Source organism: Ruegeria sp. AB5 (assembly GCF_056542645.1).
In genome coordinates this window covers 50,359-67,500 of record NZ_JBQGAE010000011.1, presented here as the reverse complement: position 1 = coordinate 67,500, position 17,142 = coordinate 50,359, and the positions used below count along the sequence as shown (strand labels likewise).

Genomic DNA, 17,142 nt, shown 5'->3' with positions numbered 1-17,142 from the left:
GACCACCACGCTTCATGAACCTGCTGCGCTGATCAGAGCGCACAGATCAGCCTTCGTGTCGCGCCAGCGGAACAACGTCTTGCGACTCGTCCGGGGCCAACTCCTCAAAGTCGAAATTGTCCAGCCGCTGTGCGCGACGACCAGCTTTGTCCGCACTGATCTTGATTTCAGAGATATCTTTGGCCGCCTGTCCGAAATGGCGATCCAGGTTGGTCACGCGATCCCCCAGACGTTCCACATCCTTGTGCAGCGCGCCAAGTTCCTTACGGATCGCCCCGGCCTGTTCGCGCATCCGGGCGTCTTTCAGGATCGCGCGCATCGTGTTCAAAGTCGCCATGCAGGTAGTGGGCGAAACGATCCAGACGCGTTTGCTGAAACTCTCCTGCACCAGTTCGGGGAACTTGGCATGCAACTCGGCATAGACCGCCTCGGACGGCAGAAACATCAGCGCGCCGTCTGCGGTTTCGCCGTCCAGAATGTATTTCTCGGCAATGTCATTGATATGTTTGCGTACCGTGCTGCGAAACATCTGCAGCGCCGCTTTCAGCTCCGCATCATTGGTCGAAGCGATCAGCGCCTCGTACGCCTCCAAAGGGAACTTGCTGTCAATCACAATGGGGCCGGGCGGGTTCGGCAAATGGATCAGACAGTCCGCCCGCCGCCCGTTTGACAGTGTCACCTGCAGTTGGAAACTGCCAGAGGGAAGTGCCTTGGACACGATGTCATTCAGTTGGATCTCGCCAAATGCGCCACGGGTCTGTTTGTTCGACAGGATATCCTGCAAGGACAACACATCGCCCGACAGTTTGGTGATGTTGTCCTGCGCCCTGTCGATAGCCGCCAGTCGTTCCTGCAATTGGGTCAGGGACGTCGCGGTCTGTTTCGATGACCCGTGCAGCGATTCCTTCATCCGTTCCTGCATCTCGGCCAGTGCCCGCGCCGATTTCATCGCGTTGTCGGCCAGCCGGTCATTCATCTGCTGCTGGACCGAAGACAAGCGCGCCTCGACCGTCTGGATCACCTGCACCTGCGCATTGGCCTGCGTATCCGAGACATGCTGTAACCCACCCCGCAATTGCTCTTGTCCCTGTCCAAGCTGCTGAACATGTTGCCCAAGATGGGCCATCTGCCGGGACAGGGGCTCTGCCATCCGGGCCGAACGGTTGGCCGCGCGCAGCGACAGAAACAACATGAGCAGGATTAACGCAACAACCCCGCCGACCGTCAAGAAAACCGGGTCATTCACTGCGATCTGGATGCCTGCAATCTCAATCATGTGATTCAATTTGTTCTCGTTTTGTTTCTATCTTCTTAACGACTTCGAGCCGCTGGATCAACTGCGCCCGAACAGCCGCTCAATATCGCTGAGTTTCAGTTCCACATAGGTCGGGCGTCCGTGGTTGCATTGGCCGGAATGGGGTGTTGCCTCCATCTCGCGCAGCAGGGCGTTCATCTCTTCAGCCCGCATCCGACGGCCCGAGCGGACCGAACCATGACAGGCCACGCGACTGAGGATTGCTTCGATCTTGGCTTGTACCATCTGGCTTTCGCCCTGATCCGCCAGTTCGTCAAGGATGTCCAGGATCATCGCACGGGCATCGACCTCACCCAGAATGGCCGGGGTTTCGCGAATGGCAATTGCACTGCCGCCAAATGGTTCAAGAATCAGTCCAAGTCGCGACAGATCACCAGCCACAGCCATCAGGCGCGCGCAGTCGCCCTCGGACAATTCCACGATTTCCGGGATCAGCAACGCCTGTGCCGCGACGCCCTTCTCGGCCATCTGGGCCTTGAGCTGTTCATAAACCAGCCGTTCATGTGCCGCGTGCTGGTCGACGATCACCATGCCATCGGCGGTCTGGGCTATGATGTAGTTCTCGTGGACCTGGCCCCGCGCAGCCCCCAGTGGCAAGTCCTGTGCCAAAGGGTCTTCAGCCATCGGAATGGCAACAGGCGTTGGGTCCACGATGCTGCCGCTGTAGTCATTGGCCAATTCGGCAAAGCCCGGGGATTGGGCCCGATAGGCGGCCTGACGCGCCGCAGGTGAAGGCCGATCCATCTGATACACCCTTGCGGGCGCGGGCTGTGCCGGTTCCGGGCGCATCGCCCCCAAGGTTGCATTTGCTATGGTCGAAGACGCGCGGTGTCCCGCCTCGGCCAAAGCGTGGCGCAGGCTTGAGACAATCAGCCCCCGCGTAACGCCGGGGTCACGAAACCGGACCTCGGATTTGGCCGGGTGGACATTCACATCAACCAGTGTGGGATCACAATCAATGAACAAGGCCGCCGCAGGATGGCGATCCCGACTGAGAAAGTCGAAATAGGCGGCCCGCAAGGCACCAGTCAACATCTTGTCACGCACGGGTCGGCCATTAACGAACAAATACTGCGCCACCGCCGCGCCACGGGAATAGGTCGGCAGGGCGGCATAGCCATAAAGGCGAATACCCTCACGCGTGGCGTCGATCTGCAACGCGTTTTCGGCAAATTCGCGGCCTATGACGCGAGCCAGCCGGGCGTGCAGGGCATCAAACAGGTCGCCGTTTTCCCGGTCAGCACGGAAGGTCACGCGGCCATCACCCCCGCCCGAGACATCGCGCAGTGTAAACGTCACCGCCGGTTCAGCCATCGCCAGTCGTTTTACGGTGTCGGTGATTGCCTGAGCTTCGGCGCGATCCGTGCGCATGAATTTCAAGCGGGCGGGTGTGGCAAAGAACAGGTCACGCAGTTCGACCACCGTTCCTACGCGCAAGGCAGCGGGTTTCACTGCTTCCATCTTGCTGCCCGCGACATGAATCTGCGCCGCATCTGCACCCGAAACGCGGCTGGTGATGGTCAAACGCCCCACTGCGGCCAAAGACGGCAGCGCCTCACCGCGGAACCCGAACGTGTGGATATTCAGCAGATCCGACCCGTCGATCTTGGACGTCGCGTGGCGTGACAGGGCCAGCGGCAAATCCTCGGCAGCAATACCACAACCGTCATCCGTGACCCGGATCAAGGTCTTGCCTCCATCGGCAAAATCGATGCCAATGCGCGTGGCCTCGGCATCAATCGCGTTCTCGACCAGTTCCTTTACCGCCGAGGCCGGGCGTTCCACGACCTCACCCGCCGCAATCCGGTTGATTGCTGCATCGTCGAGTTGCCGAATGACTGGGCGGTTTTCGCTGATATTGGGGTCTGCGTGTGCCATACCACCATACCTAGCATACTCGCCCGCGATTCTGCCACCGATTTGACCGGCAGTTCATCCCTGAATTTTTATCTAGGGGTGTCCGGGCAATTGTCACAAGACCAGCGGGGGTCGCCAGTTCAACAATTGCCCGGACAGACCAAAGTGAGTGGTAGGCCGTCAGCCAATAATAGGTTCGGCGTAGCACGAGATTTTCTAAATTGCTCATTAAGACTATAGTTTTATCGCTCTGAGCAGAGTTCAGCCGATGACCCGCCGACACGGGCGGCAGGAAAACGCCACTTTAGGCAGAGATGCGCGCTCCGACACGGGTACGACACGGGCCAAATACCGCAGTCACGGCCAGAATCAGCCCGGACATCGTGGCAATCATGCCGGCTGCGCTGACCGCGTCCGCTGCGCCCAGCCAAAGCGGGCCATAGCCTGCAAACACATAGCCCGAAACCGCCGAGATTGTGGCAAAGGCCACGCTCCACGCGATCTGGGTTTCCAACCGGTTGGTCATCATGCGGGCCGACGCCGGAGGACAGATGAACATGGCAATCACAATGATCGAACCGACTGCATCGAAAGCAGCCACAGCGGCAATTGCGGCAACGATCACCAAGGCCAGTCCCAACGCACCGGTACGTATACCCATTGTTCGCGCGAACCCTTCATCAAAGGTCGATATCTTTAAGGGCCGCCAGAACAGCCAGGTGAACAGCGTCACGCCAAGCAAGGTCACCGCAATCCGTGGCAATTCGGGCGGCAGCCCGGCCAAGGCCCCGATATCCCAAAGCGAGGACCAGCCGGTGGCGTCCAGCCAGATCAGGCTTTCCAGATTGCCATACAGCGCGTGTTCAACATCCAGATGCACTGTCGATGTGTCCGTCTGCTCCAACAACAGCACGCCCGCCGCAAACATGGTGGTGAAGACCACGCCCATGGCCGCACCCGGTTCGATCTGGCCCAACCTGCGGATCGTCTCGATCGCGATGACGGCGACAATGGCCGCGCCTGCCGCGCCCAGCATCATCGGCCAGGTCGAGATCGCTCCGGTCACCAGAAAGGCCACGACGATACCGGGCAGCACCACATGGCTGATTGCATCCCCGATCAAGGCCTGTTTGCGCAGGACAAGGAAATTGCCGGGCAATGCGCAGGCAATCGCTGCGCATGTGCCGATCAGCAAAGGCGTCAAGGACAGGGGGACAAATTCCTCACCGCTCATGCCGGAACCTCTTGCGGGCCACCAATCTGGCGGTCAATCTCGTTGATCTGGTCTTGGGTCAGGACGGTTTCGATATCACGTAACCCGTCATAAAGCGCCGCCGTCGCCTCATGCGCCTGATCTGCGCGCACAATTTCCCAACGCTTTTCGTCTCGCAGAGCCTTGGCGGCACGGGCCTTTCCGGCCTCGGTCACCACACCGTCGGCACGCACCAGTTCGGCGCGGCGCAGCAGGCGCAGGGTCAGCGGTTCATAGATTTGTTGCCCCTGCGCCAAAGCCAGCAATCCCTGCCGGATATGAACTCGGCGCTGAAACCGCAAATGGCGCATCACGGCGGCCAGCACACCCCGAACCGGCGCAAGAAACAGAGACAGGACAAAGAAGGCAAAACTGACAAGAACGATGATCGGCCCGGTCGGCAGGTTCGGGGCAGTGGCCGAGAGGGCGGCACCGATATAGCCCGCCATACCTCCGACCACGCCGGCCAGGATTACCACGCGATCCGACCGTTCAGACCAGAAACGTGCGGTGACCGGTGGGATGATCAACAGGGCAACAATCAGGATCAGGCCAACGATCTTAAGGCCAACAACGGTGACGGCCATCACAAGGCCCATCATCGCAAGGTCGATCCGATGCACTGGCAAGCCTCGGGCCGCCGCATAGTCCGGATCAAACGCCACAAGTGTCATCGGACGGCGCAGAATCATCACCAGCAGCAGAGTCGCTGCCCCACCAACCGCAATGATCAATGCGTCCGCCCAAAGCATCCCGGCGGTGGAGCCCAGCAAGAACCCCTCGAGCCCCGCCTGACGGCCAACGCCCATCGTCTGTATGACCGTCAACAACACAATACCAAAGCCGAAGAACACCGACAGGACGGCGCCGATCGCGGCATCTTCGGCCAGACGGGTGTTGCGTGTCAGCCAGTTCATGCACAAAAGACCGACCCAGGCGGAAACCGCCGATCCGGCCAGCAGGCCCAGCAGATTGCGCCCGTCACCGCCTGTCGCGACCAGCAGCATAAACGCAAGGCACACACCTGGCAGGGTCGCATGGCTGATCGCATCGCTGACAAGCGCGCGTTTGCGCAGAAACAGGAACGTCCCGGTGACACCTGCCGAGACCCCAAGCAATGTCGCACCAATGGCGACCAGCGTGGCGTTGTAGCCAAGCTGCAAGCTCAGAGCGTCCCAGAGCATAGCCTACCCCACTGCGCGCGAAATCTGATCGATTTGCGCGGTGGCCAGACGGCCTCCGTAGGCAGATTGGAGGGTTTCAGCGGTGAAGGCCTCGGGCACCGGGCCTTCCGCGACCTTTCGGGTGTTGATCAGAAAGACATGATCGAAATAGTCCGCGACAGTCGCCAGATCGTGATGCACAACAACCACGGTCTTGCCCGCCTCTTTCAGCGATTTCAGCACGGCGATGATGGCTTTTTCAGTCGCTGCATCAACTCCAGCGAAGGGCTCATCCAACAGGTAAAGATCGGCATCCTGCGCCAATGCGCGGGCCAGAAATACACGTTGCTGTTGCCCACCCGAAAGCTGGCCGATCTGCCGATCAGCAAAATCGCGCATTCCGACACGGTTCAGACTGTCCATCGCCGCAGCCTTGTGGCGGGCACGCACGCGACCCAGAAGCCCGAGCTGACGTGACAGACCCATCAGGACCACATCAATCACACGGGTTGGAAAGTCCCAATCCACACTGGCCCGCTGCGGTACATAGGCAATCCGAGCGCGCTGCGCCTCCAGCGGTTGACCAAACACCGTCACCCGACCTGAAAGCGGCGTCACAATGCCAAGCGCGGCCTTCAGCAAGGTCGACTTCCCGGCCCCGTTCGGACCGATAATAGCCGTCATGGCACCGGGCTGAACGGTCATATCAACCGAAAATACGGCAGGCTTCTGGCCGTAGGAGACCGTCAAACCCCGAACCGCCAGCGGGCTTATCTCAACCCCTTGCTCTTCGACCGAGACGCCCTGAACAGCTGCCAGTTCCAACATGTCTTAGAACCCCGCCGAGAGTTTGCCGTTCAAACCACGATCGGGCACATTTGCACCCAAAGCGCCGGCAATAACGGTGATATTGTGATCCAACATCCCGACATAGGTGCCCTCATATGTGCCGGGCTCGCCCATCGCATCGGAATACAGCTCACCGCCGACCGTGACCTCGTGGCCCTTGGCGGCCGCGCCTTCGATCAGCGCGCGCATCGAGCGGTCCGAAACCGAGCTTTCGACAAACACAGCCGTCAACTGGCGATCAACCAGTGTATCCACCAGCTCTCCGATCCGGTTGAGACCTGCTTCGGATTGGGTCGAGATACCTTGAACACCCATCACCTCATAGCCATAGGCCGCGCCGAAATAGCCAAAGGCGTCATGGGCGGTTAGCAAAACGCGGCTTTGTTCCGGTACCGCGGTCAAAGCCTGTTCTGCATACGCCGCCAATGCGTCCAACTCGGCCAGATGCGCCTGCGCGTTTTCAGCAAAGATATCCCTGGCCTCAGGCCGCGCTTTCGTCAGAACGGTCTGAATTTCTGTTACGACCTCGCCCCACAGGGCCGGGCTCATCCAGATATGCGGGTCGTATTTATCGGCATAATCGTCATGGGCGCGCAGCTTGGACGTATCGACGCTTTCGGCGACGGCAACCACGGTTTGCTTGCGGCCCAGGTCTTCGAAGAACCCTTCCATCTGCGCCTCAAGATAGAGCCCATGCCACAGCACTAGATCCGCGCGGGTCATTGCCACAATGTCAGTGCGGGTCTGGCGATAGGCGTGCGGGTCAACACCCGGCCCCATCAGACCTTTCACCTCGACCTGATCTCCGCCCACCTGACGGACCGCATCTGCGATCATGCCGGTTGTGGCAACCACTTTCAAGGGCGCCTCGGCCCATGCTGCAAGTGGCAACGACACGGCAACGGCCAATGCAGCAAGAAAACGGCGACGAATCATGGTCAATCCTCAGACTATGCCTTCTGTTGAGATTGAATATGAGAACCATTCGCAACTAAGTCAATGCTATTGAGAATTAATCGCAACAAATTCTGGGTTATTTGTCCAAATGGTCAAATATTTTAGCGCTATGCGGTTCTGGTGCCTTCCATTTGGTCGCTGCTCGTGCGAATTTGGCGCAAACCTCCCAAAGGATGTGAAGATGGAAACGCAGAGCTCAGAAAGCCCCGTGCGCACCGCGCATCTGCCGCAAGTGACCGAGCCCCGGAACCCCGGAATGGAGCTTGATCTGGACTGGGTGCGGACCGTGCAGGTCAACACCTCGGCTGTTGAGCGCCGTGCCGCCACCCTGCCGGGTCGGCGTTCGGTGAAAAAGGACTATCAGGCGGCGTGGCTGCTGAAGGCGGTCACGATGATCGACCTGACCACCCTGTCGGGTGACGATACAGTAGGGCGGGTGCGTCGCCTGTGCGCCAAGGCGCGGCAACCGGTGGCGTCAGCGACCCTACAGGCCATGGACATGCCGCCGATCACCACCGGGGCGGTCTGTGTCTATCACGACATGATCGAGACCGCCGTGGATGCGCTGAAAGGCACCGGCATTCCCGTGGCCGCCGTGTCCACCGGCTTTCCGGCGGGCCTGTCCCCCTTCCACCTGCGCGTGGCCGAGATCGAGGAAAGCGTCAAAGCCGGGGCCGAGGAAATCGACATCGTGATCTCGCGGCGTCATGTGCTGTCGGGCGACTGGCAGGCGCTGTATGATGAGATGAAGGCCTTCCGTCTGGCCTGTGGCGATGCCCATGTCAAAGCCATCCTTGCCACCGGAGAGCTGGGCAGCCTGCGCAACGTCGCGCGCGCCTCGCTGGTCTGCATGATGGCAGGGGCGGATTTCATCAAGACCTCGACCGGCAAGGAAAGCGTCAACGCCACCCTGCCCGTGTCGCTGGTGATGATCCGCGCAATCCGCGACTATTTTGACCGCACCGGGTACCGGGTGGGTTACAAACCTGCGGGCGGGATTTCCAAGGCCAAGGACGCGCTGGTCTATCTGTCGCTGATCAAGGACGAGCTGGGCGATCGCTGGCTGCAACCCGACCTGTTCCGCTTTGGCGCCTCGTCGTTGCTGGGCGATATCGAACGGCAGTTGGAACATTATGTCACCGGCGCGTATTCCGCTGGTTACCGCCACTCCATGGGCTGAGGAAAAAACAATGACAGTCAAAGAGATTTTCGAGACCATGGATTACGGCCCTGCCCCCGAAAGTTCAGCCGAGGCATTGGCCTGGCTGGTCGATCAGGGCGACAAGTTCGGGCAGTTTATCGACGGCGCCTTCACCAAACCGGGCAAAGGCTTTGACAGCCGCAACCCGGCGACGGGTGAGGTTCTGGCGAAGCTGACCCAAGCCAAGCAGGCCGATGTCGACGCCGCCGTATCCGCCGCCCGCAAGGCGCAACCGAAATGGGAAAAGCTGGGCGGCGCAGGCCGGGCGCGTTACCTCTATGCCATTGCACGGCTGCTGCAGAAACATTCGCGCCTGTTTGCGGTTTTGGAGAGCCTGGACAACGGCAAACCGATCCGCGAGGCGCGCGATATCGACATCCCTCTGGTGCAGCGCCACTTTTACTACCACGCGGGCATGGCTCAGCTGATGGAATCTGAGCTGCCGGAGGCGCAAGCACTGGGTGTCTGCGGGCAGATCATCCCGTGGAACTTCCCGCTATTGATGCTGGCGTGGAAGGTGGCCCCGGCGCTGGCGATGGGCAATACGGTGGTTCTGAAACCGGCCGAATATACCTCGCTAACCGCGCTGCTGTTTGCGGATATCTGCACGCAGGCGGGGCTGCCGAAAGGCGTGGTCAATATCGTCACCGGCGACGGTGCGGTGGGTGAGATGATCGTGGCCTCGGACGTGGACAAGATCGCCTTTACCGGCTCAACCGCTGTGGGTCGCCGCATTCGCGAGGCGACCGCCGGGTCTGGCAAGGAGCTGACTTTGGAGCTGGGCGGCAAGTCCGCTTACATCGTCTTTGACGACGCCGATATCGATTCCGCCATCGAAGGGCTGGTCGACGCGATCTGGTTCAATCAAGGTCAGGTCTGCTGTGCGGGATCACGTCTGTTGGTTCAAGAAGGCATCGCCGACCGCTTCCACGACAAGCTGCGCGCGCGGATGGACACGCTGCGGATCGGTGATCCGCTGGACAAATGCATCGATGTGGGTGCCGTGGTGGACCCGGTTCAGCTGCAGACGATCAAAAGCATGGTCGACAGCAACACCGCCGGTCACAAGCATCAGGCGGCCTGCGATCTGCCTGAGAACGGCTGTTTCTATCCGCCGACCCTGATCTCGGGCCTCGAAACCTCCGATCCGCTGATGCAGGAAGAAATCTTTGGCCCGGTTCTGGTGTCTTCGACCTTCCGCACCCCGGAAGAGGCAGTGGAACTGGCCAACAACACCCGTTACGGGCTGGCCGCGACGGTCTGGACCGAGAACGTGAATCTGGCGCTGGATATCGCGCCAAAGCTGGTTGCGGGTGTGGTCTGGGTGAATGCCACCAACCTGTTCGATGCCACAGCCGGGTTTGGCGGCGTGCGCGAAAGCGGCTTTGGCCGCGAAGGTGGCTGGGAGGGTCTGACCGCCTATACCAAGCCCAAGGGCAAAGCCAAACCGCTGGCGAAAATTGACGCGACCATGGGCGAAGGGGCCCCTGTTGATCCGATCGACCGCACCGCCAAGATGTATGTGGGTGGCAAGCAGGCGCGCCCTGACAGCGGCTATTCGAAACCGATCTGGGGTAAGCCCGGCCTGCTGGGCCATGTCGGTCTGGCCAACCGCAAAGATGTGCGCAACGCGGTTGAGGCCGCGGCGGGTGCCAAGGGGTGGTCCAAGACCACCGGCCATCTGCGGGCGCAAATCCTGTATTACATCGGCGAAAACCTTTCGGCCCGCGCCGATGAATTCGCCGCGCGCATTGATGGCATGACCGGCAAGAAGGACGGCACGAAAGAGGTTGAGGCCGCAATCCAGCGTCTGTTCACCGCTGCCGCCTGGGCCGACAAATATGACGGCCAGGTCCATGGCGTTCCGATCCGGGGCGTGGCCATTGCGATGAAGGAACCGGTGGGTGTGATCGGTGCGCTTTGCGCCGATGAGGCGCCGCTGCTGGGGCTGGTCTCGGCCATGGCGCCCGCAATTGCGATGGGCAACCGGGTGGTACTGGCAGCGTCAGAGCCCTACCCGCTGGCGGCGACGGATTTCTACCAGATCCTGGAGACCTCGGACGTGCCCGCAGGCGTGGTCAACATCCTGACCGGCAGCCACGCGGAACTGGCCAAACCGCTGGCCTCGCATCTGAACGTCGATGCCGTCTGGTCCTTCTCGTCCACCGACCTGTCGGCCGAAATTGAAAAGGCATCAGCCGGGAACCTGAAACGAAGCTGGGTCAATAACGCGACGGCAACCGATTGGAGCGTGGACCATTCCCGCCGCTTCCTGCAGGCTGCCACTGAAATCAAAAACATCTGGGTGCCCTACGGCGAGTAGGGCTCCCGCCAAGGGAGGCCTCAATGGATTTCACCAAGCAATTTTCCGGCAAAACCGTCATCGTCATCGGGGGCACCAGCGGGATCAATCGTGGTATTGCCGAGGCCTTTGCGGCCGCGGGTGCCAAACTGGCCGTGGCCAGCCGGTCGCAGGAAAAAGTTGACGATACGGTTGCCGCGCTGAAAGCAGCAGGCGCATCCGACGCAACTGGTGCGGCGTTTGATGTGCGTGATCCGGATGCGGTCGCCACAGGCCTTAAGCAGTTCCATGACGCGTTCGGGGAATTCGACGTTCTGGTCTCGGGCGCGGCGGGGAACTTCCCGGCACTAGCGGCTGAAATGTCGGTCAATGCGTTCAAGACTGTCATCGATATCGACCTGATGGGCACGATCCATGTGATGAAGGGCGCCTATCCCTATCTCAAACGTCCCGGGGCCAGCATCATCAATATCTCGGCCCCGCAATCCTACTTGCCCTACGAAGGCCAATCCCATGTTTGCGCCGCCAAGGCAGGCGTCGATCAGATCACCCGGACCCTGTCAATGGAATGGGGCATCGAGGGCATCCGCGTAAACTCGGTCGTACCCGGTTTCATTGAAGGCACCGAGGGCGCCAAACGCCTTGCACCGTCAGAAAGTGCCCATGATGAAATTCGCAAGGACGTTCCGCTTGGCCGCTGGGGTCAGCCGCAGGATGTCGCCAATGCTTGTCTGTTCCTCAGCTCGGACATGGCCGGCTATATCAGCGGAACCGTTTTGGCCGTAGATGGCGCGCTGTATCAGCGCGGCTCGGGCAAGTTTGGGCAGATGATGGGTCAGATGCTGCGCAGCATAAAAAAGGGGTGAGCACCGCCCACCCCTGCGCAAGTCAATTTGTGGTCTCTAGCCCTTCGGGCTTGCCCACCACGGTAAAATGCAGCCCGTCCGGGTCCAGCAGTTCGGAGGCCACGCGGTTGACCTCGTCCAGTGTCACCGCGTTGACCTTGTCATTTCGGGTGGCGATGTAGTCGATGGGCAGACCTTCCATCTGCATTCCCACCATGATCCCGGCAATCCGACCGTTGCCATCAAAGCGCAGTGGGTAGGCCCCCGTCAGATAGGTTTTGGCGTCGTCCAATTCCTTTTGCGTCACGCCTTCAGTTGCGGCACGGGCCCATTCATCCCGGATCACGTCGATTGCTTCGGCTATGCGATCATTGGCCGAAGACACCGAACCCAGATAGACCGAGGCCAAATCCTTGGGGGCCAGATAGGAATATACCCCATAGGTGAGGCCCCGCTTTTCGCGCACTTCATGCATCAGACGGCTTTCGAACCCGCCCCCGCCAATGATGTGGTTCAACACGAACGCAGCAAAGAAATCCGGGTCGTCCCGATCGATCCCCCTCTGCGAGAACAGGGCAACGGATTGCGGCGTGTCAAATTCAACAACGCTGACACCTCCGTCAATCTGAACTTCGGCTCTGTCCGGGATCGGCTTTCCGGCTTCCGGCAAATCACCCAGCAACCTGTCCAGCAACACGCCCAGCTCTTCGGCAGTGATGTCACCAACTGCGCCGACATACAGACGATCCTTGGCAAATACGCTTTCATATGCGTCAACGATATCATCGCGTGTCAGGACCGAGGCGCTTTCAATCGTGCCTTTCGAACTTGACCCGTAAGGGTGGTCACCATAGGCCATGGCCGCAAAGTTCTGGCCCGCAATTTTATTCGGATCGGTCTGATCAGACCTCAGGCCAGACAGGATTTGCGCCTTTACGCGGTCCACCGCATCCTGATCAAAACGCGGTTCGTGTATGGTTGTGTGCAGAAGATCAATCACCTCGTCGCGATTTTCTGTCAGGAACCGGGCCGAAATCGATACCGTATCATCCCCGGCATTGTAGGTGAATGAGGCTGCAAGCGACTCCAGCTCGCGCGCATAGGTACGGGCGTCCATGTCGCCGGACCCTTCTTCCAGCAAACCGCTCATCAGATAGACCGCACCGCGTTTGTCCGGGTCGTCCAACGATGTACCGCCGCGAAAGCGCAGTTCCAACGCGGTGAAGGGGATCGAGTGGTCCTCGACCAGCCAGGCCGTGATGCCACCGGGCGAGGTAACTTCTTTGATTTCAATCTCGGCCCATGCAGGCAAGGCGCAGACAAAGGCAATCAGAGTCGCAAGAATCCGTCTCATTGCGTCACCTCATCATCTTTCATCAACCAGCCAGTGACCGCGGTTTCTGGCTGCAACACCTCGCGGGCCGCCGCAATGATCTCATCCCCGGTCACGGCCTGCAGAATGTCGGGCCAGGCCTGCACATCCTCAACGGTCAGGCCGCTGGTCAGGGCACGGCCATAGCGGTTGCCGATCCCGTCCACATTGTCGCGCGCATAGGTCTGGGAGGCGCGCAACTGCATCTTGATCCGGTCGAGATCCTTTTGGTTCACGCCCTCGGCAATGAACGCGGCCACGGCTGTGTCCATTGCGTCTTCTGCCTCTTGCAACGACACGCCTTCAGCAGGGACCACCAGCAGATCAAAGGTTGTGTCATCCAGCGAAACGCCCCGGTAAAACGCCCCGGCATAGACGACAACCTGCTCTTCGAGCTGCAGTTTCTCGTTCAGATAGGAAGTTGTTCCGCCCCCGAGAAGTTCCGCCAACAGAAACAAAGCGGCTGCCTTTTCCTGTTCCCCCGGATCGCGTTCCGGGGCCAGATAGCTGCGCTGCACATAGGGCTGCGCCACGCGTGGGTCCTTGTAGGTCAGGCGACGCTCGGCATTGTGCGGTGGTTCTTGTGAACGCATCCGTTCAGGCAAGTCGGGATTGGCAGGGATCACGCCATAGTACTGATCGGCCAGCGCGCGCACCTTTTCAGGTTCTACATCGCCCGTGACAACAAGGATGGCGTTGTTGGGCGCATAGTGTGTCTGGTAGAAGGACAGGGCATCATCCATATCCAGCTCTTCCATCTCGTGCATCCAGCCAATGATGGGAACGCCATACCGGTGGTTGAGATACTGGGCAGCACCCATCTGCTCGCCGAACAGGGCACGCGGACTGTTCTCGGTGCGCTGGTTGCGTTCTTCCAGAATGACGCCCCGTTCGGTGACTATATCATCTTCGCTCAGACGAAGATTGCGCATCCGGTCCGATTCCATCTGCATCATCAGTTCCAGGCGATCCGCAGCGACCCGCTGGAAATAGGCTGTATAGTCGTATGACGTGAATGCATTATCGTTGCCGCCATTGGCCGCGACAGTGGCCGAGAACTCGCCCGGGGCCAGAGTCTCGGTGCCCTTGAACATCAAATGCTCAAGAAAATGGGCAATACCGGACACCCCTGCTGGCTCATCCGCTGATCCAACGCGGTACCAGACCATGTGCTGCACCACGGGCGCGCGATGGTCCTCGACCACGACGACATCCATGCCGTTGTCCAGCGTGAAGGTTGTGACCGCTTCTTTCCCGTCCTCGGCCAAGACCGGACCGGCAGCGATCAGGGCGGCAGATAACGCCAGAGCCCGAACCATAAGGCATCCTCCGTTTCATTTCTGACCTTAGAATTACGGTGACGCCCGCCGGGATCAAGAGAGATGACGGAAAGTTAAAGAATTATTCATTAGGCGGAGAGGACGGAGTTTCAACTCCGACGCGGCGCGCGGCTTCGGTTTCGGCAAACGGGTCAATCGCCTGCCGTTCATAGACCTGTTGATACCGATCCACGGGGAACAGGCGAAGGCCAGTCCAACGGCCCCGGCGTTTGCGGAAGGCGTCGTCATCGGCTTGCACCACTTCACGCGTGTTGGCTGGCACGCCGTATCGGCTTGAGGCCGTCACTAGGGCCGAATCCGAGGACGGAATCGCCGTGTTGGGATTCAATGCCGCTGCATTGCCCCCCAGCGCGACCACCGCATCCGCTTTTGGGTTGGGGTCCGTCAGGTTTGCACCACCCGGGGTCGGCGCGGGCAGGAAGGCATAGTCCTGTGGTTGGGTCAGCGGTTTGACCGGCAACACCGAAAACTCATCCGGTCCCTCTCCCGGAGGGTCAAGATCGCGCAGGCCAGGGTTATTGCAACCCGCCACGGCGGCAGCACAGGTCAAAGCAAGTAGGGCACGCGGCAACCGCATCAGAGTCTCCAGCCAGTTTCAGGGGCTTTTATCGCATTTCACCCGGCAGGTCACGAGGGCTTTTTGCTGTCGAACAGCACAAGTCCGATAGCGCCTGCAAAGATGAACACGTCGGCCAGGTTGAACACAAACGGGTTGGTGATGCCGCAACAGGACATGTTCAGGAAGTCCAGTACAAAACCATACAGCACACGGTCGACCACGTTGCCAAGCGCACCACCGATGAGCAGACCACCGCACAACAGCATGAGTTTGGTAGGGGATGAACGCCGCAGCCAAATGACGACGGCTGTGCAAATGGCAATGGAAATCCCGATCAGAACCCAACGCGCAGCTTCCGAGTTCCCCTGAAAGAGGCCAAAGTTGATACCCCGATTCTCGCCGTATTTGAAAACCAGCAAGGGGGGAAGAACGTCGATATTGCCTTCAGCCACGCGCATCACATGAACGACCAGACCCTTGCTGATCTGGTCGATCAGGAACGCGGCCAGCCCGGCCCAAAGCAGAAGACGACTGTGCATCAGTGGCGGAAGTGACGCATGCCGGTAAAGACCATGGCAAGCCCCGCTTCGTCCGCAGCCGCGATCACGTCATCGTCCCGCATCGAGCCGCCGGGCTGGATGACACAGGTAGCACCCGCCTGGGCGGCTTCCATCAGACCATCGGGGAAGGGAAAGAATGCATCCGAGGCTACGGCCGAGCCGATGGTCAGCGGTTGCGGCAGGTTCAGAACGTCGGCCATGCGCTCGGCTTTTTTGGCCGCGATCAGGGCCGAATCCACGCGGCTCATCTGACCAGCGCCCACACCTACGGTCGCGCCATCCCTGACGTAGACGATGGCATTGGATTTGACGTGTTTAGCAACTTTCCAGGCGAACAACAGATCGCGCATCTGTTCGTCGGTCGGGGCTTTCTTGGTCACCACCCTCAGGTCTTCCATGCCAACAAAGCCGTTGTCCTTGTCCTGCACCAGCAGGCCGCCAGCAACTTGACGCACGGTTTTGCCACCTGCGGTCACGTCCGGCAGGTCTTCAGTGGTCAACAGGCGGAGGTTTTTCTTGGCAGCGAAGATCGCCTTGGCCTCATCCGATGCGCCGGGGGCAATCACCACCTCGGTGAAGATACCGGTGATTTCCCGCGCAGTATCAGCGTCCAAAGGCTGGTTCAGCGCGACAATCCCGCCAAAAGCCGAGGTGCGGTCACAGTCGAAGGCCGACTTATAGGCATCCAGCAGGGTTGCGCCAATGGCTACACCACAGGGGTTGGCATGTTTGATGATGGCACAGGCCGCGCCTTGGGCCGGGTCAAATTCCGCGACCAATTCGAATGCCGCGTCGGTGTCGTTGATGTTGTTGTAGCTCAGTTCCTTGCCCTGATGCTGCACCGCGGTCGCCACGCCCGGACGGTTCGAACCGTCGGTATAGAACGCCGCCTGCTGATGGCTGTTTTCGCCATAGCGCAGGGTCTGTTTCAGCTCGCCTGCAAAGGCACGGCGTTTTGGCGCCTCGAGTTGCAGAGTGTCCGCCATCCAGTTGGACACGGCGGTGTCATAGGCGGCAGTTCGAGCGTAAGCCTTTTGCGCCAGCCACTGACGGAACCCATACGAGGTCTTGCCGTAGTTTTCTTCCAGCTGATCCAGAAGCGACGAGTAATCCTCGACATCCACGACCACATTGACGAAGGCGTGGTTCTTGGACGCCGCGCGGATCATCGCCGGACCACCAATGTCGATGTTTTCGATGCATTCTTCGTAGCCCGCGCCTTTGGCGACAGTCGCCTCGAACGGATAGAGGTTCACCACCAGCAGGTCGATCGCGCCAATGCCGTGTTCCTTCATCGCAGCCACGTGCGTATCATTGTCCCGTAGCGCCAGCAGACCGCCATGTACCATCGGGTGCAGAGTCTTCACGCGACCATCCATCATCTCGGGGAAGCCCGTGATCTCGCTCACGTCCTTTACCTCAAGCCCGGCATCGCGCAGCGCTTTTGCAGTTCCGCCGGTCGACAGCAACTCGACCCCGCGTTCGGCCAGTGCCTTGCCCAGCTCGATCAGGCCGGTCTTGTCGGAAACGGAAAGCAACGCGCGGCGCACGGGGTGAAGATCGGTCATGG

General features: G+C 60.0%; 14 protein-coding genes. 3 read left to right on the top strand and 11 right to left on the bottom strand.

Features of this window, described 5'->3' with window-relative positions; all coding sequences use genetic code 11:
- Nucleotides 1–46 precede the first annotated feature (46 nt).
- From ACR0L4_RS17105 to ACR0L4_RS17080, 6 genes are all read right to left on the bottom strand, one after another.
- Complete coding sequence (locus tag ACR0L4_RS17105; RefSeq protein WP_480514371.1) at nt 47–1,276, bottom strand: DNA recombination protein RmuC; 1,230 nt, start codon at nt 1,274–1,276, stop codon at nt 47–49.
- Between the two features lie 57 nt (nt 1,277–1,333).
- A complete protein-coding gene (gene mutL / locus ACR0L4_RS17100; RefSeq protein WP_480514321.1) occupies nt 1,334–3,193 on the bottom strand; it encodes a DNA mismatch repair endonuclease MutL in 1,860 nt (619 codons plus the stop codon).
- A 283-nt stretch (nt 3,194–3,476) separates the two neighbouring features.
- The gene (locus ACR0L4_RS17095) at nt 3,477–4,406 is read right to left on the bottom strand and encodes a metal ABC transporter permease (protein ID WP_170751454.1); all 930 of its coding nucleotides are present in this window, start codon (nt 4,404–4,406) and stop codon (nt 3,477–3,479) included.
- Nucleotides 4,403–5,608, bottom strand: coding sequence for a metal ABC transporter permease (locus tag ACR0L4_RS17090; RefSeq protein ID WP_480514320.1), 1,206 nt, complete (start codon nt 5,606–5,608; stop codon nt 4,403–4,405). The genes ACR0L4_RS17095 and ACR0L4_RS17090 overlap by 4 nt, the downstream gene beginning before the upstream one ends.
- A 3-nt stretch (nt 5,609–5,611) precedes the next feature.
- The gene (locus ACR0L4_RS17085) at nt 5,612–6,415 is read right to left on the bottom strand and encodes a metal ABC transporter ATP-binding protein (protein WP_480514319.1); all 804 of its coding nucleotides are present in this window, start codon (nt 6,413–6,415) and stop codon (nt 5,612–5,614) included.
- A gap of 3 nt (nt 6,416–6,418) precedes the next feature.
- Entirely contained in the window at nt 6,419–7,372 is a 954-nt protein-coding gene (locus ACR0L4_RS17080; protein ID WP_480514318.1) for a metal ABC transporter solute-binding protein, Zn/Mn family, read from the bottom strand.
- 202 nt (nt 7,373–7,574) lie between these two features.
- Here ACR0L4_RS17080 and deoC point away from each other — a divergent pair, with 202 nt between their 5' ends.
- Genes deoC through ACR0L4_RS17065 form a run of 3 tightly spaced genes read left to right on the top strand, consistent with a single transcriptional unit; the run spans nt 7,575 to nt 11,762 of the window.
- Entirely contained in the window at nt 7,575–8,573 is a 999-nt protein-coding gene (gene deoC, locus ACR0L4_RS17075) for a deoxyribose-phosphate aldolase (RefSeq protein WP_480514317.1), read from the top strand.
- Nucleotides 8,574–8,583: 10 nt separating this feature from the next.
- Nucleotides 8,584–10,917, top strand: coding sequence for an aldehyde dehydrogenase family protein (locus tag ACR0L4_RS17070; protein WP_480514316.1), 2,334 nt, complete (start codon nt 8,584–8,586; stop codon nt 10,915–10,917).
- Nucleotides 10,918–10,940: 23 nt separating this feature from the next.
- Nucleotides 10,941–11,762 carry an SDR family oxidoreductase gene (locus tag ACR0L4_RS17065; RefSeq protein WP_480514315.1) on the top strand — a complete coding sequence of 274 codons (822 nt, stop codon included), beginning with the start codon at nt 10,941–10,943 and terminating at the stop codon, nt 11,760–11,762.
- 22 nt (nt 11,763–11,784) lie between these two features.
- Here ACR0L4_RS17065 and ACR0L4_RS17060 read toward each other — a convergent pair whose 3' ends face one another.
- The 5 genes from ACR0L4_RS17060 to purH all read right to left on the bottom strand — a co-directional run bounded on the left by ACR0L4_RS17060 (nt 11,785) and on the right by purH (nt 17,140).
- Nucleotides 11,785–13,095 (bottom strand): M16 family metallopeptidase, encoded by a 1,311-nt coding sequence (locus ACR0L4_RS17060; protein ID WP_480514314.1) that lies wholly within the window; start codon nt 13,093–13,095, stop codon nt 11,785–11,787.
- Nucleotides 13,092–14,432, bottom strand: coding sequence for a M16 family metallopeptidase (locus tag ACR0L4_RS17055; protein ID WP_480514313.1), 1,341 nt, complete (start codon nt 14,430–14,432; stop codon nt 13,092–13,094). The genes ACR0L4_RS17060 and ACR0L4_RS17055 overlap by 4 nt, the downstream gene beginning before the upstream one ends.
- Nucleotides 14,433–14,514: 82 nt before the next feature.
- A complete protein-coding gene (locus ACR0L4_RS17050) occupies nt 14,515–15,030 on the bottom strand; it encodes a DUF3035 domain-containing protein (protein ID WP_480514312.1) in 516 nt (171 codons plus the stop codon).
- A 50-nt stretch (nt 15,031–15,080) separates the two neighbouring features.
- The gene (gene lspA, locus ACR0L4_RS17045; protein ID WP_480514311.1) at nt 15,081–15,551 is read right to left on the bottom strand and encodes a signal peptidase II; all 471 of its coding nucleotides are present in this window, start codon (nt 15,549–15,551) and stop codon (nt 15,081–15,083) included.
- Nucleotides 15,551–17,140, bottom strand: a complete 1,590-nt coding sequence (gene purH, locus ACR0L4_RS17040) for a bifunctional phosphoribosylaminoimidazolecarboxamide formyltransferase/IMP cyclohydrolase (RefSeq protein WP_170751433.1) — start codon at nt 17,138–17,140, stop codon at nt 15,551–15,553. Before purH ends, lspA begins: the two co-directional genes overlap by 1 nt.
- Between the last annotated feature and the right edge of the window lie 2 nt (nt 17,141–17,142).